The sequence below is a fragment of the Streptomyces sp. NPDC127197 genome (assembly GCF_042672405.1).
In the GTDB taxonomy this organism is placed as follows: Bacteria; Actinomycetota; Actinomycetes; order Streptomycetales; family Streptomycetaceae; genus Streptomyces; species Streptomyces flavusporus.
In genome coordinates this window covers 53,158-73,603 of sequence record NZ_JBHXVG010000026.1, presented here as the reverse complement: position 1 = coordinate 73,603, position 20,446 = coordinate 53,158, and the positions used below count along the sequence as shown (strand labels likewise).

Here is a 20,446-nt window from a genome sequence, read left to right as displayed (position 1 = left end):
CAGCCCTTTACCTTACTGGCCACTGATGACACCGCTGCCTCATCCGGGGTCCTCCATGGCGAGAATGCATTGGAAGCCACGGATATAGGGGCTGCATGATTCACTGCGGGACACACGCATCTCAGGACAGACACTTCTCGCTTACGGTGACAAAGGGGAGGCCGCTCGTGGCCAATGAGGTCGATCAGTCATTTCTGGCACTGCCCCTACGCGCCCTGGCCGACGCCGCGCTGGCACGCGCGCGTGCGCTGGGTGCGGAGCACGCCGACTTCCGGCTGGAGCGGGTGCGCAGTGCGTCCTGGCGGCTCAGGGACGGCAAGCCGTCCGGGTCGTCGGACACCACCGATCTGGGGTACGCGGTGCGGGTCGTGCACGGCGGGACGTGGGGGTTCGCGTCCGGTGTGGACCTGACCATGGACGCCGCCGCCAAGGTGGCGAGTCAGGCGGTGGCGATGGCGAAGCTGTCCGCCCAGGTGATCAAGGCCGCCGGGTCGGACGAGAGGGTGGAGCTCGCCGACGAGCCCGTGCATGCCGAGAAGACGTGGATCTCGTCGTACGAGATCGATCCGTTCACCGTGCCCGACGAGGAGAAGTCCGGGCTGCTGACCGAGTGGAGCATGCGGCTGCTCGCCGCCGACGGGGTGGACCACGTCGACGCCTCGCTGCTCACCGTGCACGAGAACAAGTTCTACGCCGACACGGCCGGGACCGTGACCACGCAGCAGCGCGTGCGGCTGCACCCGCAGCTGACCGCCGTGTCGGTCGACGAGTCGAGCGGCGAGTTCGACTCCATGCGCACCATCGCGCCGCCCGTCGGGCGCGGCTGGGAGTACCTCACGGGCACCGGCTGGGACTGGGACGCCGAGCTCGAGCAGCTTCCCGGGCTGCTCGCCGAGAAGATGCGGGCGCCGAGCGTCGAGCCGGGCCTGTACGACCTGGTCGTCGACCCGTCCAACCTGTGGCTGACCATCCACGAGTCCATCGGGCACGCCACGGAACTGGACCGGGCGCTCGGCTACGAGGCCGCCTACGCCGGCACCTCCTTCGCCACCTTCAACAAGCTCGGCAAGCTGCGCTACGGCTCGGAGCTGATGAACGTCACCGGTGACCGCACCGCCGAGCACGGCCTTGCGACCGTCGGGTACGACGACGAGGGCGTCGAGGCGCAGTCCTGGGATCTGGTGCGGGACGGGACGCTGGTCGGCTACCAACTGGACCGGCGCATCGCGCGGCTGACCGGGTTCGAGCGGTCCAACGGGTGCGCCTTCGCCGACTCCCCCGCCCACGTGCCGGTGCAGCGCATGGCCAACGTGTCGTTGCGGCCGGATCCCGCCGGGATGTCGACGGAGGATCTCATCGGCGGGGTCGAGCGCGGCATCTACGTCGTCGGGGACCGGTCCTGGTCCATCGACATGCAGCGCTACAACTTCCAGTTCACCGGGCAGCGCTTCTTCCGGATCGAGAACGGGCGGCTCGCCGGGCAGCTGCGGGACGTCGCCTACCAGGCCACGACCACCGACTTCTGGGGCTCCATGGCGGCCGTCGGCGGTCCCCAGACGTACGTCCTGGGCGGCGCCTTCAACTGCGGCAAGGCCCAGCCCGGCCAGGTCGCCGCCGTCTCGCACGGCTGCCCGTCCGCCCTCTTCAGGGGCGTCAGCATTCTGAACACCACGCAGGAGGCCGGCCGATGAGCGCCCCCACGAGCAAGCCGCACGAGATCGTCGAGCGGGCCCTGGAGCTGTCCCGGGCCGACGGCTGTGTCGTGATCGCCGACGAGCAGTCGACCGCCAACCTGCGCTGGGCGGGCAACGCGCTGACCACCAACGGCGTCACGCGCGGGCGCACGCTCACCGTGATCGCGACCGTCGACGGCAAGGAGGGCACGGCGTCCGGGGTGGTGTCGCGGTCCGCGGTGACCGTGGACGAGCTGGAGCCGCTGGTGCGGGCCGCGGAGGCCGCCGCGCGGGGCGCCGGGCCGGCCGAGGACGCGCAGCCGCTGGTCACGGGTGTGCCTCAGTCACCGGACTTCACGGATGCGCCCGCCGAGACCTCGTCCGCCGTCTTCGCCGACTTCGCGCCGGCGCTGGGTGAGTCGTTCGCACGCGCGCGTGCCGGCGGACGCGAGCTGTACGGCTTCGCCAACCACGAGCTGACCTCCACCTACCTCGGTACGTCGGCGGGGCTGCGGCTGCGCCACGACCAGCCCAACGGGACGCTGGAGCTGAACGCCAAGTCGCCGGACCGTACGCGCTCGGCGTGGGCGGGCCGGTCGACCCGGGACTTCAAGGACGTCGACCCGGCCGCGCTCGACGCCGAACTGGCCGTACGCCTGGGCTGGGCGGAACGGCGCATCGAGCTGCCCGCCGGGCGGTACGAGACGCTGTTGCCGCCGACCGCGGTCGCGGACCTGCTGATCTACCAGATGTGGTCGGCGTCGGGCCGGGACGCGGCCGAGGGCCGGACGGTGTTCTCCAAGCCCGGCGGCGGCACGCGCGTCGGCGAGAAGCTGAGCGAGCTGCCGCTGACCCTGCGCAGCGACCCGAACGAGCCCGGCCTGGAGGCGCTGCCCTTCGTGCTCGCGCACTCCTCCAGCGGCGACTCGTCGGTGTTCGACAACGGGCTGCCGCTGACCCCCACCGAGTGGGTGGGCCAGGGCGAGCTGAAGCATCTGATCACCAGCAGGCACAGCGCCGGGCTGTCCGGTCTTCCGCTGGCGCCGGGGATCGACAACCTGATCCTGGAGAACGGGGGCGAGGGCCGCTCCCTGGAGGAGATGGTCGCGAGCACCGAGCGCGGTCTGCTGCTGACCTGCCTCTGGTACATCCGCGAGGTCGACCCGGCGACACTGCTGCTGACCGGCCTGACCCGGGACGGGGTGTACCTGGTGGAGAACGGCGAGGTCGTCGGCGAGGTGAACAACTTCAGGTTCAACGAGTCACCGGTCGGCCTGCTGGGCCGGGCCACGGAGGCGGGGCGGACCGAGAAGACGCTGCCGCGGGAGTGGAGCGACTGGTTCACCCGGGCTGCCATGCCTGCGCTGCGGGTGCCCGATTTCAATATGAGCTCTGTCAGTCGGGGCGTATAACCTCGTATGCGGCGGTCACCCGACTGCCCGAAGATCATCCAAGGAGACACGAGAACCGTGACGGACATCGTCGACGAGCTCAAGTGGCGGGGGCTGTTCGCCCTCTCCACCGACGAGGAAGCACTGCGCAAGGCGCTCGCGGACGGTCCCGTCACGTTCTATTGCGGCTTCGACCCGACCGCGCCGTCGCTGCATGTGGGGCATCTGGTGCAGGTGCTCACCATGCGGCGGCTCCAGCAGGCCGGTCTGCGGCCGCTGGCACTGGTGGGCGGCGCCACGGGCCTCATCGGCGACCCGCGCCCCACGGCGGAGCGCACGCTGAACGATCCGGAGACGGTCGCCGGCTGGGTCGAGAAGCTGCGCGGCCAGATCCAGCCGTTCCTGTCCTTCGAGGGCGAGAACGCGGCCGTCATGGTGAACAACCTCGACTGGACGCAGAACCTGTCCGCGATCGAGTTCCTGCGCGACATCGGCAAGCACTTCCGCGTCAACAAGATGCTGACCAAGGACTCCGTCGCCCGGCGCCTGGAGTCCTCCGAGGGCATCAGCTACACCGAGTTCAGCTACCAGATCCTGCAGGGTATGGACTTCCTCCAGCTGTACCGGAGGTACGGCTGCACCCTCCAGCAGGGCGGCAGCGACCAGTGGGGCAACCTCACGGCCGGCCTCGACCTGATCCACCGGCTGGAGCCGCACGCCAACGTGCACGCCCTGGCGACACCGCTGATGACGAAGGCGGACGGCACCAAGTTCGGCAAGACGGAGGGCGGCGCCGTCTGGCTCGACCCGGAGCTGACGACGCCGTACGCGTTCTACCAGTTCTGGCTGAACGTGGACGACCGGGACATCTCCACGTACATGCGGATCCTGTCGTTCAGGTCCCGTGCGGAGCTGGAGGAGCTGGAGCAGCAGACGGAGGAGCGTCCGCAGGCCCGGGCCGCGCAGCGCGCGCTCGCCGAGGAGCTGACGACGCTGGTGCACGGCGCCGACCAGACGGCCGCCGTGATCGCCGCGTCCAAGGCCCTCTTCGGCCAGGGCGAGCTGACCGGGCTGGACGCCAGGACGCTGGCCGCGGCCCTGTCCGAGGTGCCGCACATCCAGGTCGCCGAGCTGGCTCCCGCCGTGGACCTGTTCGCCGGGGTGGGCCTGGTGCCCAGCAAGTCCGCGGCGCGCCGCACGGTCAAGGAGGGCGGTGCCTACGTGAACAACGTGAAGGTCGACTCCGAGGACGCGATCCCCGCCAAGGAGGACCTGCTGCACGGACGCTGGCTGGTGCTGCGCCGGGGCAAGAAGAACCTGGCGGCGGTCGAGGTCACGGGCGCCTGAGCGGCCGTACGCGAGCGCAGGGGGCGGCTTCCGGCACCGGAGGCCGCCCCCTGCGCCGTACGTCTGTCAGGCCCGCCGTTTGCCGCCCCTCAGCTGCATGTACGCCATGTCGCCGAGGAAGACGATGATGACTGCGGCGACGAGCTGGAAGATATGGCGGCTCCAGTCGATGCCGGGCGTCTCGTCGACACCGAAGCCCCGGGCGATGGCGTTGCCGGCGATGGCGCCGAGCATGCCAAGGATGGTGGTCAGCCAGAGGGGGGTGTGCTGTTTACCGGGGATGACCGCCTTGGCGATCAGGCCCAGCACGAATCCCACGATGATCGCCCACAACCAGCCCATGGCTGCCTCCTCGTACGGCTCGACGTGAGCATTACACCCAGTTTCGGCCGGTCCGCCGTACGGCGCATGTCGGGTGGGTCGTACGCGCTCCTGCGGATGCCGTTCGCGCAGGCAGGGCGGGTACCGGGTCTCGTAGGCGGCGCAGGCGCGGCGTAACGTGGAGGCTGTCCGGCCCCGGTTCCCGACCGGTGCGGAGCTGGGACGGGCCAGGGAGAGGTCCGATGCGGACGGATGGTGGAATGTGATGCGGAAGCATGGTGACGGCGGTAACGCCCAGGTGTTCCGGATCACCGGAGCCCGGCAGGGCCTCCAGGAGGACGTCCGCGGCCGGCAGCGCCGGTACGTCATCTCGATGTCGGTCCGTACGGTCTCGGTGATCCTGGCCGCCACGCTCTGGAACGTGGAACGGCACGTCGCGATCGTGGCGTTGGTGCTCGGCGCGGTGCTGCCCTATATCGCGGTGGTGATCGCCAACGCCGGGCGGGAGAACGCGCCGTCGCTGCCGTCGACGTTCGTGGCCGTGCAGCCCCGGCCGATGCTCGCGCCGCCGCGTGACGAGGACGACGGGTTCACGGAACCCGTCCCGGAATCCGCCCCTGAGGGCGTCCCCGAAGACGTCGTGGGCGATCCGGCGCGCGGACGGCCCGAATAGGGTCTGCACCAAGCTCAGTAAAAGCTCAGATCAATCATGTTGTTCCAGTGCACGGCAAGCGGTTACCCGTGACATACTTCGTACGCGCTCCGCATCCCCCGTCGGAGCGACGGACCGACGCCGGGCAGCTCCCCCCGTGGCTGCTCGGCGTCGCCTTTTCTGCGCAGCGGTGAGACGAACCTGTGAGTGACGAGACCCCCATCTGTTCCGCCAAGGGCTGCCGTGCGGCTGCCGTATGGGTGCTGGCCTGGAACAACCCGAAGATTCATACGCCGGAGCGGCGGAAGACGTGGCTCGCGTGCGAGGAGCATCGGGAGCATCTTTCGCAGTTTCTCGGGGTTCGGGGGTTTTTGAAGGACGTCGTCAAGTTCGAGGACTGGGAAGCGCCCCCGGGCGCGTAAGGCCCAAGGCCTCAGCCGCCGATCGCTGACATGGGGCGGTCCGGCTGGACGAAGGTGGGGTCGTCCAGGCCCGCGCCCGCCTTCTTGCCCCACATCGCCAGGCGCCAGATGCGGGCGATCTCCTCGTCCGGGGCGCCGGAGCGCAGGGCGGCGCGCAGGTCGGTCTCCTCGCGGGCGAACAGGCAGGTGCGGATCTGGCCGTCGGCCGTCAGGCGGGTGCGGTCGCAGGCCGCGCAGAACGGGCGGGTGACGGAGGCGATGACGCCGACGCGGTGCGGGCCGCCGTCCACCAGCCAGCGCTCGGCCGGGGCCGAGCCGCGGGCTTCGTCGCCCTCGGCGGTCAGCTCGAAGCGGGTCCGCAGGGACGCCAGGATGTCCCCGGCGGTGATCATGCCGTCGCGCTTCCAGCCGTGCTGGGCGTCCAGGGGCATCTGCTCGATGAAGCGCAGCTCGTAGTCGTGCGCCACCGCCCAGGCGAGCAGGTCCGGGGCCTCGTCGTCGTTCAGCCCGGGCATCAGGACCGAGTTCACCTTCACCGGGATCAGGCCCGCCTCGCGGGCGGCGTGCAGGCCCTCGAGGACGTCCCGGTGGCGGTCCCGGCGGGTGAGGGTCTTGAAGACGCCGGGGCGCAGGGTGTCCAGGGAGACGTTCACCCGGTCCAGGCCCGCCGCCTTCAGCGCCGCCGCGGTGCGCCGGAGGCCGATGCCGTTGGTGGTCAGCGACATCTGGGGACGCGGCTCCAGGGCGGCGACACGCTCCACGATGCCCACCAGGCCGGGGCGCAGCAGCGGCTCGCCGCCGGTGAAGCGGACCTCCTCGATGCCCAGGGACGTCACCGCGATGTCGATCAGGCGGACGATCTCGTCGTCCGTGAGCAGGTCCGGCTTGGCCAGCCACTGCAGGCCCTCCTCGGGCATGCAGTACGTGCAGCGCAGATTGCACCGGTCGGTGAGCGAGACCCTCAGGTCGGTGGCCACCCGGCCGTAGGTGTCGATGAGCACGTAGGCCCCCTCCCTCGCAGCGGATCACACACAGCGGAGCACATTGTCCGACGCCTGCGAGCCTACGCGACGGCAGTGACAGCCACAGCGGCCTGATCACACAGGTACGGCGCGGCCGCGTCGTAGGGACCTACACACAGGCCTACGACGCGGCCGCGTACCGGGGTGGGATCAGTGGGCGCCGGTGCCGGTCAGGGACCGTACCTCCAGCTCGGCGTACTTGCCGGTGTCGGGCTCCTCCTTGGACAGGACCGTGCCCAGCCAGCCCATGAAGAAGCCGAACGGGATGGAGATGATGCCCGGGTTCTTCAGCGGGAACCAGGCGAAGTCGACGTCGGGGAACATCGCCTTGGGGTCGCCGGAGACGACGGGCGAGAACAGCACCAGGCCGACGGCCACGATCAGGCCGCCGTAGATCGACCACAGGGCGCCCTGGGTGGTGAACCGCTTCCAGAACAGGCTGTAGAGGATCGTCGGCAGGTTGGCGGAGGCCGCGACCGCGAAGGCCAGGGCGACCAGGCCGGCCACGTTGAGGTCGCGGGCGAGGGCGCCGAGGGCGATGGAGACGATGCCGATGAAGACGGTCGCCCAGCGGGCCGCCTTCATCTCCTCCTTGTCGGTGGCCTTCCCCTTGCGGATGACGTTGGCGTAGATGTCGTGCGCGAAGGAGGACGACGAGGCCAGGGTGAGGCCGGCGACCACGGCGAGGATCGTCGCGAAGGCCACCGCCGAGATCGTGGCCAGCAGGATCGCGCCCCAGGCCGAGTCGACGCCGCCCAGGTGCAGGGCGAGCAGCGGGGCGGCCGTGTTGCCGGACGGGTTGGAGGCGATGATCTCGTCCTGGGAGATCAGCGCGGCGGCGCCGAAGCCGAGGGCGATGGTCATCAGGTAGAAGCCGCCGATGATGCCGATGGCCCAGTTCACGGACTTCCGGGCGGCCTTGGCGTTGGGCACCGTGTAGAAGCGGATCAGGATGTGCGGCAGACCGGCGGTGCCGAGCACCAGGGCGATGCCGAGGGAGATGAAGTCGAGCTTGGTGGTGCCGGTTGCGCCGTACTGGAGGCCGGGCTCCAGGAAGGCGGCGCCCTTGCCGCTGTTCTCGGCGGCGGTGCCGAGCAGGTCGGAGATGTTGAAGTTGAACTTCAGCAGCACCAGGAACGTAATGAGGATCGTGCCGCCGATCAGCAGCACGGCCTTCACCATCTGCACCCAGGTGGTGCCCTTCATACCGCCGATGGAGACATACACGATCATCAGGACGCCGACGAGGGCGACGATGAGGATCTTGCCGAAGTCCGAGGTGATACCGAGGAGCAGCGAGACGAGGACGCCCGCGCCCGCCATCTGGGCCAGCAGATAGAAGATCGACACGACGATCGTGGACGTACCGGCCGCCGTGCGGACCGGGCGCTGGCGCATGCGGTACGCGAGCACGTCGCCCATGGTGTAGCGGCCGGAGTTCCTGAGCGGCTCGGCCACCAGGAGCAGGGCGACCAGCCAGGCGACCAGGAAGCCGATGGAGTACAGGAAGCCGTCGTACCCGAAGAGGGCGATCGCGCCCGCGATACCGAGGAACGAGGCGGCCGACATGTAGTCGCCGGAGACCGCGAGGCCGTTCTGGAAGGCGCTGAACTGGCGCCCGCCCGCGTAGAAGTCGGCGGCGTCCTTGGTCTGGCGGCCCGCCCAGACGGTGATGCCGAGCGTCGCCAGGACGAACAGCGCGAACAGGGTGATGATCAGCGGCCGGTGCTCACTGGCCTCGTTCGCGGCGAGGAAAGTCTGCTGTACGGGGCTCATGCGCCGCCCTCCATCCGGGACTTGATGGCCTCGGCCTTGGGGTCGAGCTTCGCGGCGGCGTGCCGCGAGTACCACCAGGCGATGAGGAACGTGGTGACGAACTGTGCGACGCCGAAGACGAAGGCGACGTTGATGTTGCCGAACAGCTTGGTGCCCATGAAGTCGCCCGCGTAGTTCGACAGCAGGACGTACAGCAGGTACCAGGCGATGAAGGCGACGGTCAGGGGGAAGGCGAAGGAGCGGTAGGAGCGGCGCAGTTCACCGAACTCCGCGCTCTCCTGCACCTCGACGAACTCCTCGGTCGAGGGGAGTCGGTGTTCTGACTTCGAGGGGGGCGGTGCGTCGGTTGCCACGGAGTCTCCTCGCGTTGCGGATGCGATGGTGAGGTTAGTGATGTGGATCACGTGAACCGGGCGGCGATGTTAGTGCCCTTCGGGCGTGATCCAAAAGGGGGCTCGATCGTGCTCGCGCTCCCTGTTCAACGTCACGGCGGCACGCACCGACCGGTTCAACCTGTCCGACTTCTTTCGAAAATCGGTACGCCAGGAACACGAAGTCATCCTCGGAAGCCATTGCTGGCCAGCGAGTTCGGGAGATAGCTTCGCCCTGCACACTCGTCATGCACCTGCCCGAGCACCACCTGTGTCTCGGGCCGGTTTCGTTTCCGGATGATGTGGAGACCCCATGGCTCATCTGCGTTCCAGACGTCGGCTGGCGCTCGCCGTGCCCGTCGTACTGTCGCTGACCGCCTCGCTCGGCTTCCTGCCGGCGGCCGCCTCGGCCGCCCCGCGCGTGGAGTCCGGCGCGCAGACGGCGGACGCACCCAACCTGGCGTATGTCGTCAACACCAAGACGGACCGGCGCACGATCGCGTCGGTGGAGAAGGCGATCGCCGCGGCCGGCGGCACCGTCGTGACGACGTACGACAAGATCGGCGTGATAGTCGTCCACTCGGCGAACCCGGACTTCGGCGCGCAGATACGCACGGTCCGCGGGGTGCAGTCGGCCGGTGCCACGCGCACCACCCCGCTGGTCGCCGCGGGCACGACGGACGAGGGTGCGGCCGACTACCTGACGGACGCTCAGGCCGCGAAGGCCGAGGCGGCTGCCACGCCCGGGAGCGAGCCCCTCGAGGCCGACCAGTGGGACCTGCGCGCGATAGGCGCCGACCAGGCCGCACAGATCAACCCGGGCAGCAGCAAGGTCACCGTCGCCGTCATCGACACCGGCGTCGACGACACCCACCCGGACCTCGCCCCGAACTTCTCCGCGGGCCAGTCCGCCAACTGCGTCGGCGGTGTCGCGGACACCAGCGAGGGCGCCTGGCGGCCGTACACCGCGGAGGACTACCACGGCACGCATGTCGCCGGTGAGATAGCCGCGGCCCGCAACGGCGTCGGTGTGGCCGGCGTGGCGCCCGGTGTGAAGGTGTCGAGCATCAAGGTGAGCGACCCGCACAACGGCCTCTTCTACCCGGAGAGCGTCGTGTGCGCGTTCGTGTTCGCCGCCGACCACGGCGTCGAGATCACGAACAACAGCTACTACGTGGACCCGTGGCTGTACAACTGCATGGACGACCCCGACCAGAAGGCGATCGTCGACGCGGTCAACCGGGCCCAGCTGTACGCCCAGAAGAAGGGCACCCTGCACCTGGCCTCCGCGGGCAACTCCAACCACGACCTGGACTCCGACGCGATCGTCGACGACACCAGCCCCGACGACTCCACCCCGGTCGAGCGCACCATCGACCCGCACGAGTGCTTCGACGTACCGACGCAGCTCCCGGGGATCGTCACCGTCAGCGCGACGGGTGTGCAGAACCTCAAGTCGTACTACTCCTCGTACGGCAAGGGCGTCGTCGACATCGCGGCGCCGGGCGGCGACCGGCGCTACCAGCTCCCGGACACGCCGTCGAAGGACGGCCGCATCCTGTCGACCATGCCGAACAACGAGTACGCCTTCCTGCAGGGCACCTCGATGGCCTCGCCGCACGCCGCGGGCGTCGCCGCGCTGCTGAAGTCCGAGCACCCGTGGGCGGGCCCGGCGCAGCTCCAGGCGCTGCTCAAGGCGCAGGCCGACAACCCGGGCTGCCCCGAGTCGTACGACCAGGACGGCAACGGCACGCAGGACGCGGTGTGCGAGGGCGGCGACCGCGTCAACGGTTTCTACGGCTTCGGCATCGTCAATGCGCTGCGTGCGGTGAAGTAGGCCGCCGTCAGGCTTGCGGCGCGGCCGGTCCGGTCGCGCCGCTCGGACGTCCCGCACGGTCCGTCGTACCGCGAACGAACTGGAGACATCCTCACCATGACAGTGCCTCACTCGCGCCACCGCCGCGCCCTGGTGATCCCCGTCGGGATGGCCATGGCGACGGCTGTCGCGTTCCTGCCGAACGCCACGGCGTCCGCGGCTCAGCCCGCGCCGACGGCGTCCGCCGACGCGACCTCGCTCAGCTATGTCGTCAACGTCCGCCCCGGGCACGGCCCTTCGGAGGATGTGAAGAAGGCGATCGCCGACGCCGGCGGCACGATCGTGATGTCGTACGACCGGATCGGCGTGATCGTCGTGCACTCGTCGAACGCCGATTTCGCCAGGACGATCCGCACGGTGCGCGGGGTGGAGTCGGCCGGTGCCACCCGGACCGCCCCGCTGCCCGCGCAGTCCACCACCGACGTGGGGACGCCTGAGGTGCTCAGCGCGCAGGACGTCGCCGACGCCGAGGCCGCCGAGGGCCAGGACCCGCTCCAGGGCCTGCAGTGGGACCTGCCGGCCATCAAGGCGGACAAGGCGCACGAGAAGTCGCTCGGCAGCAGCAAGGTGACCGTCGCCGTGATCGACACCGGCGTCGACGACACCCACCCCGACATCGCCCCGAACTTCGACCGCGAGGCCTCCGTCAACTGTGTGACGGGCAAGCCGGACACCACCGACGGCGCCTGGCGGCCGGGCGCGACGGAGAGCCCGCACGGCACGCATGTGGCCGGGGAGATCGCGGCCGCCAAGAACGGCGTCGGTATGACGGGCGTCGCGCCGGGGGTGAAGGTGTCCGGCATCAAGGTGTCCACCACGGCCGGCTACTTCTACACGGAGGCCGTCGTCTGCGGCTTCGTGTGGGCGGCCGAGCACGGCGTCGACGTGACGAACAACAGCTATTACACCGACCCCTGGTACTTCAACTGCAAGAACGATCCCGACCAGAAGGCGCTGGTGGAGGCCATCACCCGGGCCTCGAAGTACGCGGAGAAGAAGGGCGCGGTCAACGTCGCCGCGGCCGGCAACGAGAACTACGACCTCGCGGCCGACGAGATCACCGACCCGGTGTCCCCGAACGACTCCACGCCCACGGAGCGGGTGATCGACCCGTCCGAGTGCTACGACATACCGACCCAGCTGCCGGGCATCGTCACGGTCGCGGCCACCGGCGCCAAGGGCCTGAAGTCGTCGTTCTCCAACCACGGTCTGGGCGTCGTCGACATCGCCGCTCCCGGCGGCGACTCCACGGCGTACCAGAAGCCGGAGCCGCCCGCGACCAGCGGCCTGATCCTGGGCACACTGCCCGGCGGCAAGTGGGGCTACATGGCCGGTACGTCGATGGCCTCGCCGCATGTCGCGGGCGTGGCCGCCCTGATCAAGTCGACCCACCCGCACGCCACTCCGGGCCTGGTGAAGGCCCTGCTGTACGCCGAGGCGGACGCCACAGCGTGCACGGACCCGTACGACATCAACGGCGACGGCAAGGTCGACGCGGTGTGCGAAGGCCCGAAGAACTACAACGGCTTCTACGGCTGGGGCACGGCGGACGCGCTGGACGCGGTGACGAAGTAGCACGGCACGCGCACGTGAAGGGGTCGGAGACCGCCTCCCCGGCCCCTTCGCGCATGGGACAAGATCTACGCCCATGGACGTGTACGAGAATCCTGCCGACTGGACGCCTGAACCGGCACGGCCCCGCTGGAAGTTGAGCCTGCTCTTCAGCGCGACCCTGGTGTTCTTCCCGCTGCTGTGCGCGCTGTGGCTGGCGGTCGCCGCCGTGCTCTTCGTCGTGGGTCTGTTCGCCGACGCCATCGCCGCCGTCAGCGACCGGTTCGAGCGGGGCTACATGAGGTTCATGGACAGGACGCTGGGCGCCATCGCGGGCCTCGCCTCCTGGTGCGTGAGCTGGCCGGAGCTGCGCCATGAGGGCGACGCCGAGTACTACCGGGCCCGTGCCGACAAGGTGGTCGCCCGCTGGACCGCCCGCGCCTCGGCCCCGCACGAGCCCAGGAAGCCGAGGCCGCCGGTCGAGTGCGCGATACCGCTGCGCGACTACCGAGGTGTGGGCGGGCGGTACGTCGCCGAGGTCGCGCTCGCCCAAGGGTGGGAGCTGCGGCCGACGGACGTGCGCAAGGAGGTGCGTCTGTGGTGGTCGGCCGCTTCTCATGTTGATTCGGTCAATACCGCATAGTGCAGTCATGACCGACATCAAGTATGCCTGGTCCGCGCTGGGCGGTGACCCCGTCCTGACGACGCGGGTGTCCACCTTCGCGCGGGACGGAGCTCTCCAGGGGCGCCTTCCCGTACGGGAGTTGGCACGCGCGTGTGTAGGTGTGTGCGCGCTGGCCGGCGCCGAGCTCGGCGCGGTGCGGGCCGGGATGCGGGAGCTGCCGAAGGTCCGGGTGGACGACGGCGGAGTCGCGACGGCGTTCGTGAGTGAGCGTCATCTGTTGATCGACGGGCGCGTTCCGGTCACCTTCGCTCCGCTGTCGCGGTTCTGGCGGACGGCGGACGGGTGGGTGCGGACGCATGCGAACTATCCGCATCACCGGGAGCGGCTGCTCGGCGCGCTGGGCGTGCGGGAGTCCCAGGTGGAGCGTGCGCTGGCCGAACGGTCGGCGTCGGAGGTCGAGGAGGCCGTGTGCGCGGCCGAGGGGCTCGCCGTCGCGGTGCGCACGCCCGAGGAGTGGGCGGCGCATCCGCAGGCGGTCGCGGTGACCGGGCGGCCCCTGGTCGAGCGCGAGCGCCTGGACACGGCACGCGCGGGTGCGCTGCCGCCGCTGGAGGGAACCCCTCTGCTGCCCGCCGCCGGTGTGCGCGTCCTGGATCTGACCCGGGTCATCGCGGGCCCCGTCGCCACCCGCACCCTCGCCCTGCTGGGCGCGGACGTGCTGCGCATCGATCCCCCGGGCTGCCCCGAACTGCCCGACCAGCACGCCGACACGGGGTTCGGGAAGCGGTCCGCCACCTTGGACCTGACGAAGGACCGACGTACCTTCGAGGAGCTGCTCGCCGCGGCGGACGTGGTCGTCACCGGGTACCGGCCGGGCGCCCTGGACCGGTTCGGGCTCTCGCCCGAGGCGCTGGTGGAGCGGCGGCCCGGGCTGGTGGTGGCACAGCTGTCCGCGTGGGGCACGTACGGGCCGTGGGGCGGGCGGCGCGGGTTCGACAGCCTGGTACAGGCGGCCACCGGGATCTCCCTCGTGGAGGGCTCACGGGAACACCCGGGCGCCCTCCCCGCACAGGCCCTCGACCACGGCACCGGGTACTTGCTGGCGGCGGCCGTCCTGCGGGCGCTGACCGAACAACTGCGCGAGGGTTACGGCCAGGTCGTACGGCTGGCGCTGGCGCGGACCGCCCGGTGGCTGACGCACGGGATCGCAGCGGACGGCGCGGGTGGTCCGGCGTACGACGGCCCGGCTCCCTGGCTGGCCGAGACCGACAGCGCCCTCGGGAAGCTGCGGTACGCCCTGCCGCCGGTGTCCTTCGAGGGCGGGCCGGGCACATGGGGGCGGCCACCTGGGGTGTGGGGCACGGATCCGGTGGGGTGGGCCTGAGTCCCGAGGCGTCCGAAAACGTACCCATGGGCGGAATGCCATACCGCCAGTTGTTTTCCTGCACTTGCCCGGCTCTGGGGCGACTGGTGAAGATCATGAGGTGGCCTTGACAAGACCCACGTCGGGGATGGCCGACGCGAGCGGGCCCCAGCGGCGCCCCGGTACCGGCCGGGCCGTCGCCGTCCTCGTCCTGGCGGCGCTCGGGGCGCTGATCCCGCTGCTCGGCCCGTCCGCCGCGCTGCACGACACCGGGGAGGCCGCCCCGCCCGGCGCCGGTGGCATCGCGCTGCTGCGGACGGTGCTGTTCGCGGCGCTGTGCGTTCCGGTGGGCGAGCTGTTCGTGAACCGGCTGGCCCGCGCCGTGCCCGGCACTCCCCCGGCCGTGCCCCGCAGTTGGGCCCCGTATGCGGCCGGCGCCGGTTTCCTCGCCGCCCTCGGGCTCGCCTCGATCGTGTCGACGGGCAATCTGGTGCCGGACAGCCTCTCCGACCTCGACGTCGGCGGCCTGTACGCCACCCGCGACGGCAAGCTCGCGCTGCTGGAGGTCAACGCCTTCGCCGTGGCCGGACTGTGCGCGCTGTCGCGGCGGCCCGGCACCCAGGTCTGGCCGCTGGCCGCCGTGGTCGTCGCCGAGGCGCTGCGGGCGCATCCGACGACCGAGCACTCCCCGCTCGTCGGCTCAGGACTGACGCTGGTGCATCTGACGTGCGCGGCGCTGTGGGCCGGCGGTCTGCTGCACGTCCTGCGGAGCCTGCGGGGCGGCACACCGGCGGGCGCGGCGCTGTTGGGGCTCTACGCCCGCGTGGCGGCCGTTCTGCTCGCCGCCATCACGGCGACCGGGGTGTGCAGTTCGCTGCGCCGCATGCCGTCGGAGACCATCCTCGAGCAGCTGACGACGACGGCGTACGGGCGCGTGCTGCTCGCCAAGGTGCTGCTGGTGGCGGCCGTCGCCGCACTCGCCCTGTGGGCGCGCACCCGGCTGCGCCGGGCCGCCGACCCGCTCACGGCCTGCGCGCCCGCGCGCGCGGAGGTGCTCGCGTTGGGGTTGGTCGTGGCGGTGTCGGGGCTGCTGACGGCGCTGCCTGTGCCGATCAGATGGTGAGGGGTCGGACTGTCAAGGGTCGGAAGCGGTGAGGGTCAGACGGTGACCATCACCTTGAGCGCGACGCGCTCGTCCATCGCCTTGTAGCCCTCGGGGACGTCGGGCAGCAGCTCGGGGGATGTAGGCGCGGACCGGTGCGACACCGCCGCGCAGAGCGATGTTCCGGTCGAACATGACGCCGAGGTCGAGTCCGGTGCCGCTGCCGTGCGGCACGCCGACGAAGCCGATGCCGCCGCCGTCGCGGGTGATGTTCACGGCCGTACGCATGGACTGCTCGGCGCCGAGCCGCTCGGCGGCCGGCACGGCGCACAGGCCGACGGCTCCGTCGCCGACGACGGCGACCGTGGCGCCTGGCCGGGCGCCCGCGGCGAGGGCGGCGTGGTGGCCGGTGCCCATGACGTCGGACAGGGTCAGCAGGGCGGCCGGCAGCCGCTCGTCGGAGGCGGCGTCCTTGAGTAGCCGGACGAGGGTCCTGTCGGCGAAGGGCACGCGCACGGCCTCGCCCTGGCCGCCGTCGGAGCCCCGGAAGCCGCCGTGCTCGCAGGAGGTGGTCAGGCCCTCCCGGCAGTAGTCGCAGACGCCGTCGGACCACATGAAGGGCGCGACGACCAGATCGCCGGCGCGGACGCCGGACGCCTCGGAGCCGGTCTCCTCGACGACACCGGGGAACTCGTGCCCGATCCGCTGCCCCGGCTGACGGGCCGCCTCACCCGGTACGCCCACAGGTCACTGCCGCAGATGCAGGCGCGCAGCACCCGGACCACGGCGTCGGTGGGCAGCTGGACAGCGGGGTCGGGTACGTCCGCCACCCCGCATGTCGAACGGGGCGCGCATGGCGAGGTCTTCTCCCGCGAGGTCGTGAGGTGCGCTCAGGGGGTGGTCGAGCGCACCTCACCGTACGTCGCCGCCGGGTACGGGCGCGCTTCGAGGGCTCTGAGTGTGCCAGTGACCAGCAGGATCTGCGCCGCAATATAGGTGAGCATGATCCACAGGTCGGGCCGGGGCGGCTGGGGCCACTCGGCGACGCCGGTCGCGATGAGGGTGTCGGAGAGCATGAAGAGCGCACCGCCGAGCCCGGCGACCAGGCCGAACCTGCTGCCCGCCCGGTAGGCCATGGCCGTGAGCAGCAGGCTGTACCCGGCGACCGGCACCCGCAGGTCGGCCGGGAGGTCCGGCCAGAGCGCGGCGACGGTGGTGGCCAGGGCGACGCCGTACCCGGCGAACAGGAACGGATGGTGCGCGCCGCGCGCCCTGAACAGCGCGAGGTAGCAGACGTGCCCGGCCGCGAAGGAGGCCATCCCGGCGAGGAAGGCGGGCTCGGCGTCCGACAGGAGCAGCGTGTCACCGCCCCAGCCGAACAGCAGGGCGACGACGAGCAGCCGGGGCGCGCCGTGCAGGGCGGCCCAGGCGGCCAGCAGGGGCATCAGGAGGGGCTTGGCCACGGTGTGGCCGGGGTCGAAGCCGACCGCGAGGGACACGAGGTCGGTGACGACGGCGAGGGCGAAGGCGGCGAGCAGGACGCGGGGTGTTCTCATGCGGCCGCGGTCTCCTCGGCCGGTTCCGGCGTCGGCGCGGGCGCCGGCTGCCAGCCCGGCCCGCGGAACACCCGCCCCGCGCGCTCGCGCCAACCGGCCGCCGCCTTCATGTCCTTGGCGATGGCGACGTACTCGTGGGTGGCGACCTTCAGCGGGTTGTAGGTGTCGATGTTCTTGGTCAGCCCGTACACGGGACGCTCGGTCTCGGCGACGAACGAACCGAAGAGGCGGTCCCAGACGATGAGGATCCCGCCGAAGTTGCGGTCCAGGTAGCCGCCCTGGGAGGCGTGGTGCACCCGGTGGTGGCTCGGCGTGTTGAAGACGAACTCGAACCAGCGGGGCATCTTGTCGATCCGCTCGGTGTGGATCCAGAACTGGTAGACGAGGTTCGCGGAGGAGCAGAACGCCAGCGCGGCCGGGTGCACGCCGAGGGCGATGAGGGGGACGTAGAAGGGCCAGACGGTCAGGGAGGTCCAGGGCTGGCGCAGCGCGGTGGTGAGGTTGAACTTCCGGCTGGAGTGGTGGACGACGTGGCAGGCCCACAGGATGCGGATGACGTGGTGGCCGCGGTGGGACCAGTAGTAGAAGAAGTCCTGGGCGAGCAGCATCAGCGGGACGGTCCACCACAGCACGGGCACGCGCAGCGGCGTGAGTTCGTGGATCGCCGTGTAGATGGCGACGATCGGGATCTTCCAGAGGAAGTCGAAGACGAGACTGCCGAGCCCCATGGTGACGCTGGTGGCGGCGTCCTTCGCCTCGTAGCCCGCCGCGTCCTCGTCGGGATGGAGGCGGACGCTGATCATCTCGATCACGGTGAGCAGTACGAAGGCGGGTATCGACCAGACCACGACATCGGGGAGGTTCGGCATGGCTGCACCGTAGGACCGCGGATCGGCCACGGCTAGACGTTGTTACCGACAAGTATTACCGGGGGTACGCGCTTGCTTGTTGGCGATCTCCACCAATGGCGCACGCGCGCGTGCACTCTCAGCCGGTACGCCCCGAGCAGGAGGACGGACCTGCGCCCCTGACGGACGGCGATGTCAGTCCCGGCCCGTATTCTCAGTGACCATGCTCGAAGACCGCATGACCGCAGCGTCCTCCCCCACCGCGTGGCCGGCCGCGTATCCCCACGGATATGCGGTCGTCGACGTGGAGACCACGGGCCTGGCCCGGGACGACCGGATCATCTCCGCGGCCGTCTACCGGCTGGACGGGCGCGGCGAGGTCGAGGACCACTGGTACACGCTGGTCAATCCGGAGCGGGACCCCGGGCCCGTGTGGATCCACGGTCTGACGAGCGAGGTACTCGAAGGGGCGCCGCTCTTCCAGGACATCGCCGAGGAGTTCGCGACCCGGCTGGAGGGCCGGGTGCTCGTCGCGCACAACGCCGTGTTCGACTGGCAGATGATCGCCCGGGAGTACGCGCGCGCGAAGAGCGAGGCCCCCGTGCGTCAACGGCTGTGCACCATCGCCCTGTCCAAGGTGCTGGAACTGCCGCTGCCCAACCACAAGCTCGAGTCGCTGGCCGCGCACTTCGGCGTCGTCCAGCAACGGGCGCACCACGCACTGGACGACGCGCGCGTGCTGGCCGAGGCGTTCCGGCCGAGCCTGAGAGCCGCGGCCGAGAGCGGCGTACGGCTGCCGCTGCACGAGTGCCGGCCGCTGACCGAGTGGTGGGAGCCGCCCGCGCCCCGCATCGGACAGCAGGCGACGGGCGGGTACGGCGGCTACCGGCCGGGAAGTTGGCGGCCCTCCCGCAAAAGGCCCGCCTGCCCGTATCCCAACCCGGGTCGGTACGAAGAGGGCAAACGCCTCAAGCAGGGCATGCGGGTCGCCTTCTCGGGGGACACGTCGGTCGAGCGCGAGCTGCTGGAGGACCGTGCGACCGAGGCCGGGCTGCATGTCTCCACGAGCCTGTCCCGGCTGACCAGCCTGCTCGTCACGAACGACCCGGACTCGGGTACGTCGAAGGTCGTCAAGGCCCGGCAGTACGGCACGCCGGTGGTCGACGAGGCGGCGTTCGGACAGCTCCTCGGGGACGTGGAACCGGCGTCGGAGCCGTGAACCCGGCAGGCAGCCGTACGGACGGGTGATTGCCGAGCGACTCGCCCGGCGCCCGCTCGCTCGTGCGGCGGAGACGGCTCACCCTGTGGCGCATGGCGACATGTGAAGTTTGCGGCAATAGCTACGGAATGACCTTCGAGGTGCACGCACAGGGCGCGGTGCACGTCTTCGACTGCTTCTCCTGTGCGATCCACCGCATGGCCCCCATCTGCGAGCACTGCCGGGTCCAGATCATCGGCCAGGGCGTCGAGGCCGAGGGCCACTGGTACTGCGGCGCCCACTGCGCCCGCGCAGAGGGGAAGGTGGGGATCATCGACAAGGTCTGAGACGGTCCAAGCCCCACCCGATCCCCTGCGGCACACCCCAGCGACAGCACCCCGCAGCCCGAGATGTACGGTCGTGGGGTGTACCGCTTCCTGTTGTCCCGGCAGTGGGTGATCCTCACCCTTGTCGCCCTCGCGCTCATCCCCACGATGATCGAGCTGGGCTTCTGGCAGCTTCACCGGCACGAGAACAGGGTCGCGCTGAACCAGGTGATCGCCGACTCGCTGGCGGCCGAGCCGGTCCCGGCCGAGTCGCTGACCTCGCCCGGCGCCGAGGTCGAGGACGCGGACCTGTACCGCCGGGTCACCGCGAAGGGCCGCTTCGACACCGCGCACGAGGTCGTCGTACGCCGCCGGACCAACGCGGACGACGAGGTCGGCTTCCACGTCCTGACGCCCTTCGTCCTCGACGACGGCAAGGTCCTCCTGGTGAACCGGGGCTGGATCCCTGCGGACGGCCCCAGCCAGACGGCGTTCCCGAAGATCCCCGCACCGGCGGAGGGTGAGATCACCGTCACCGGACGGCTGATGCCCGACCAGACGACCGCCGAGAGCGGCATCAAGGACGTCAGGGGGCTGCCGGACCGCCAGGTCATGCTGATCAGCAGCGAGCAGGCGGCCGAGCGCCTCGGCAAGCAGGTCCTCGGCGGCTACATCGAACTGACCTCGCCCGAACCCAAGGGCGACACACCCGAACTGATCCCGGCTCCGGACCACGACAGCATCGGCAACCACATGGCCTACGCCATCCAGTGGTGGCTGTTCTCCGCGGGCGTCCCGGTCGGCTGGGTCATCCTCGCCCGCCGCGAGGTCCGGGACCGCGCGGCGGCGGCGAAGCAGAAGCAGACGGAGGCGGAACCGGCGCCGGTGTAGGGCGGACACGCCCTAACCCCGTCATCCGCCCGGCTCTTGCCCGGATTGCCCCCACGGCCCCCGGGAACCCGGGATCCGTGTACCCGCCCACCGAGAACCGAGCCCAGAGCAAAGCCGAGAACGGCGCCGGTATCG

The 20,446-nt window shown here is 70.6% G+C and carries 19 protein-coding genes and 1 pseudogene; 13 read left to right on the top strand and 7 right to left on the bottom strand.

Annotated elements, in window-relative coordinates; all coding sequences use genetic code 11:
* Positions 1-167 precede the first annotated feature (167 nt).
* The 3 genes from ACFVJQ_RS32120 to tyrS are packed head-to-tail and all read left to right on the top strand — an operon-like array spanning position 168 to position 4,411.
* A complete protein-coding gene (locus ACFVJQ_RS32120) occupies positions 168-1,691 on the top strand; it encodes a TldD/PmbA family protein (RefSeq protein ID WP_385789083.1) in 1,524 nt (507 codons plus the stop codon).
* Complete coding sequence (locus ACFVJQ_RS32115) at positions 1,688-3,085, top strand: metallopeptidase TldD-related protein (RefSeq protein WP_385515871.1); 1,398 nt, start codon at positions 1,688-1,690, stop codon at positions 3,083-3,085. Before ACFVJQ_RS32120 ends, ACFVJQ_RS32115 begins: the two co-directional genes overlap by 4 nt.
* 57 nt (positions 3,086-3,142) lie before the next feature.
* Positions 3,143-4,411: a tyrosine--tRNA ligase gene (gene tyrS / locus ACFVJQ_RS32110; protein ID WP_224736327.1), complete on the top strand. Its 1,269-nt coding sequence runs from the start codon at positions 3,143-3,145 to the stop codon at positions 4,409-4,411.
* Between the two features lie 66 nt (positions 4,412-4,477).
* On the opposite strand, the gene ACFVJQ_RS32105 is transcribed toward tyrS, so the two are convergent.
* Positions 4,478-4,753 carry a GlsB/YeaQ/YmgE family stress response membrane protein gene (locus tag ACFVJQ_RS32105; RefSeq protein WP_224736328.1) on the bottom strand — a complete coding sequence of 92 codons (276 nt, stop codon included), beginning with the start codon at positions 4,751-4,753 and terminating at the stop codon, positions 4,478-4,480.
* Between the two features lie 244 nt (positions 4,754-4,997).
* On the opposite strand from ACFVJQ_RS32105, the gene ACFVJQ_RS32100 reads away from it, so the two are divergent.
* A complete protein-coding gene (locus ACFVJQ_RS32100) occupies positions 4,998-5,405 on the top strand; it encodes a DUF3099 domain-containing protein (protein ID WP_385515870.1) in 408 nt (135 codons plus the stop codon).
* A gap of 182 nt (positions 5,406-5,587) precedes the next feature.
* Positions 5,588-5,806 (top strand): hypothetical protein, encoded by a 219-nt coding sequence (locus ACFVJQ_RS32095; RefSeq protein ID WP_224736330.1) that lies wholly within the window; start codon positions 5,588-5,590, stop codon positions 5,804-5,806.
* Positions 5,807-5,817: 11 nt separating this feature from the next.
* Here ACFVJQ_RS32095 and moaA read toward each other — a convergent pair whose 3' ends face one another.
* The 3 genes from moaA to ACFVJQ_RS32080 all read right to left on the bottom strand — a co-directional run bounded on the left by moaA (position 5,818) and on the right by ACFVJQ_RS32080 (position 8,957).
* Positions 5,818-6,807 carry a GTP 3',8-cyclase MoaA gene (gene moaA, locus ACFVJQ_RS32090; RefSeq protein ID WP_385789080.1) on the bottom strand — a complete coding sequence of 330 codons (990 nt, stop codon included), beginning with the start codon at positions 6,805-6,807 and terminating at the stop codon, positions 5,818-5,820.
* A gap of 171 nt (positions 6,808-6,978) precedes the next feature.
* Positions 6,979-8,604, bottom strand: coding sequence for a cation acetate symporter (locus ACFVJQ_RS32085; protein WP_224735362.1), 1,626 nt, complete (start codon positions 8,602-8,604; stop codon positions 6,979-6,981).
* Positions 8,601-8,957: a DUF485 domain-containing protein gene (locus ACFVJQ_RS32080; RefSeq protein ID WP_129797149.1), complete on the bottom strand. Its 357-nt coding sequence runs from the start codon at positions 8,955-8,957 to the stop codon at positions 8,601-8,603. The genes ACFVJQ_RS32085 and ACFVJQ_RS32080 overlap by 4 nt, the downstream gene beginning before the upstream one ends.
* A 331-nt stretch (positions 8,958-9,288) precedes the next feature.
* On the opposite strand from ACFVJQ_RS32080, the gene ACFVJQ_RS32075 reads away from it, so the two are divergent.
* The 5 genes from ACFVJQ_RS32075 (at position 9,289) to ACFVJQ_RS32055 (ending at position 15,513) form a co-directional block, all read left to right on the top strand.
* Positions 9,289-10,812, top strand: a complete 1,524-nt coding sequence (locus ACFVJQ_RS32075; protein WP_385515867.1) for a S8 family serine peptidase — start codon at positions 9,289-9,291, stop codon at positions 10,810-10,812.
* 96 nt (positions 10,813-10,908) lie between these two features.
* Positions 10,909-12,426 (top strand): S8 family serine peptidase, encoded by a 1,518-nt coding sequence (locus ACFVJQ_RS32070; protein WP_385789077.1) that lies wholly within the window; start codon positions 10,909-10,911, stop codon positions 12,424-12,426.
* Positions 12,427-12,499: 73 nt separating this feature from the next.
* Complete coding sequence (locus ACFVJQ_RS32065; RefSeq protein WP_385515865.1) at positions 12,500-13,045, top strand: hypothetical protein; 546 nt, start codon at positions 12,500-12,502, stop codon at positions 13,043-13,045.
* 7 nt (positions 13,046-13,052) lie between these two features.
* Positions 13,053-14,411, top strand: coding sequence for a CoA transferase (locus ACFVJQ_RS32060; protein WP_385789075.1), 1,359 nt, complete (start codon positions 13,053-13,055; stop codon positions 14,409-14,411).
* A 100-nt stretch (positions 14,412-14,511) separates the two neighbouring features.
* Complete coding sequence (locus tag ACFVJQ_RS32055; protein WP_385515863.1) at positions 14,512-15,513, top strand: CopD family protein; 1,002 nt, start codon at positions 14,512-14,514, stop codon at positions 15,511-15,513.
* Positions 15,514-15,548: 35 nt separating this feature from the next.
* Here ACFVJQ_RS32055 and ACFVJQ_RS32050 read toward each other — a convergent pair.
* From ACFVJQ_RS32050 to ACFVJQ_RS32040, 3 genes and pseudogenes are all read right to left on the bottom strand, one after another.
* Positions 15,549-16,347, bottom strand: a pseudogene (locus ACFVJQ_RS32050) (alcohol dehydrogenase catalytic domain-containing protein).
* A gap of 35 nt (positions 16,348-16,382) precedes the next feature.
* Positions 16,383-17,048 carry a lysoplasmalogenase gene (locus tag ACFVJQ_RS32045; RefSeq protein WP_385515862.1) on the bottom strand — a complete coding sequence of 222 codons (666 nt, stop codon included), beginning with the start codon at positions 17,046-17,048 and terminating at the stop codon, positions 16,383-16,385.
* Positions 17,045-17,917: a sterol desaturase family protein gene (locus ACFVJQ_RS32040; protein ID WP_385515861.1), complete on the bottom strand. Its 873-nt coding sequence runs from the start codon at positions 17,915-17,917 to the stop codon at positions 17,045-17,047. Before ACFVJQ_RS32040 ends, ACFVJQ_RS32045 begins: the two co-directional genes overlap by 4 nt.
* Before the next feature lie 202 nt (positions 17,918-18,119).
* Between ACFVJQ_RS32040 and ACFVJQ_RS32035 the strand changes: the two genes are divergently transcribed.
* The 3 genes from ACFVJQ_RS32035 to ACFVJQ_RS32025 all read left to right on the top strand — a co-directional run bounded on the left by ACFVJQ_RS32035 (position 18,120) and on the right by ACFVJQ_RS32025 (position 20,311).
* Positions 18,120-19,115, top strand: a complete 996-nt coding sequence (locus ACFVJQ_RS32035; RefSeq protein WP_385789072.1) for a DEDDh family exonuclease — start codon at positions 18,120-18,122, stop codon at positions 19,113-19,115.
* 92 nt (positions 19,116-19,207) lie between these two features.
* On the top strand, positions 19,208-19,441 hold the full coding sequence (locus ACFVJQ_RS32030) for a hypothetical protein (RefSeq protein ID WP_307625899.1): 234 nt from the start codon (positions 19,208-19,210) through the stop codon (positions 19,439-19,441).
* Between the two features lie 78 nt (positions 19,442-19,519).
* Positions 19,520-20,311, top strand: coding sequence for an SURF1 family protein (locus ACFVJQ_RS32025; protein WP_385789070.1), 792 nt, complete (start codon positions 19,520-19,522; stop codon positions 20,309-20,311).
* Positions 20,312-20,446 lie beyond the last annotated feature (135 nt).

Excerpts from the sequence above, each read along its gene's own strand:
- ACFVJQ_RS32035 (WP_385789072.1), top strand. The coding sequence starts at position 18,120 with ATGCTCGAAGACCGCATGACCGCAGCGTCCTCCCCCACCGCGTGGCCG.
- ACFVJQ_RS32115 (WP_385515871.1), top strand. The coding sequence starts at position 1,688 with ATGAGCGCCCCCACGAGCAAGCCGCACGAGATCGTCGAGCGGGCCCTG.
- ACFVJQ_RS32075 (WP_385515867.1), top strand. The coding sequence starts at position 9,289 with ATGGCTCATCTGCGTTCCAGACGTCGGCTGGCGCTCGCCGTGCCCGTC.
- ACFVJQ_RS32040 (WP_385515861.1), bottom strand. The coding sequence starts at position 17,917 with ATGCCGAACCTCCCCGATGTCGTGGTCTGGTCGATACCCGCCTTCGTA.
- ACFVJQ_RS32105 (WP_224736328.1), bottom strand. The coding sequence starts at position 4,753 with ATGGGCTGGTTGTGGGCGATCATCGTGGGATTCGTGCTGGGCCTGATC.
- ACFVJQ_RS32085 (WP_224735362.1), bottom strand. The coding sequence starts at position 8,604 with ATGAGCCCCGTACAGCAGACTTTCCTCGCCGCGAACGAGGCCAGTGAG.
- ACFVJQ_RS32100 (WP_385515870.1), top strand. The coding sequence starts at position 4,998 with ATGCGGAAGCATGGTGACGGCGGTAACGCCCAGGTGTTCCGGATCACC.
- ACFVJQ_RS32065 (WP_385515865.1), top strand. The coding sequence starts at position 12,500 with ATGGACGTGTACGAGAATCCTGCCGACTGGACGCCTGAACCGGCACGG.
- ACFVJQ_RS32070 (WP_385789077.1), top strand. The coding sequence starts at position 10,909 with ATGACAGTGCCTCACTCGCGCCACCGCCGCGCCCTGGTGATCCCCGTC.
- ACFVJQ_RS32045 (WP_385515862.1), bottom strand. The coding sequence starts at position 17,048 with ATGAGAACACCCCGCGTCCTGCTCGCCGCCTTCGCCCTCGCCGTCGTC.
- ACFVJQ_RS32030 (WP_307625899.1), top strand. The coding sequence starts at position 19,208 with ATGGCGACATGTGAAGTTTGCGGCAATAGCTACGGAATGACCTTCGAG.
- ACFVJQ_RS32060 (WP_385789075.1), top strand. The coding sequence starts at position 13,053 with ATGACCGACATCAAGTATGCCTGGTCCGCGCTGGGCGGTGACCCCGTC.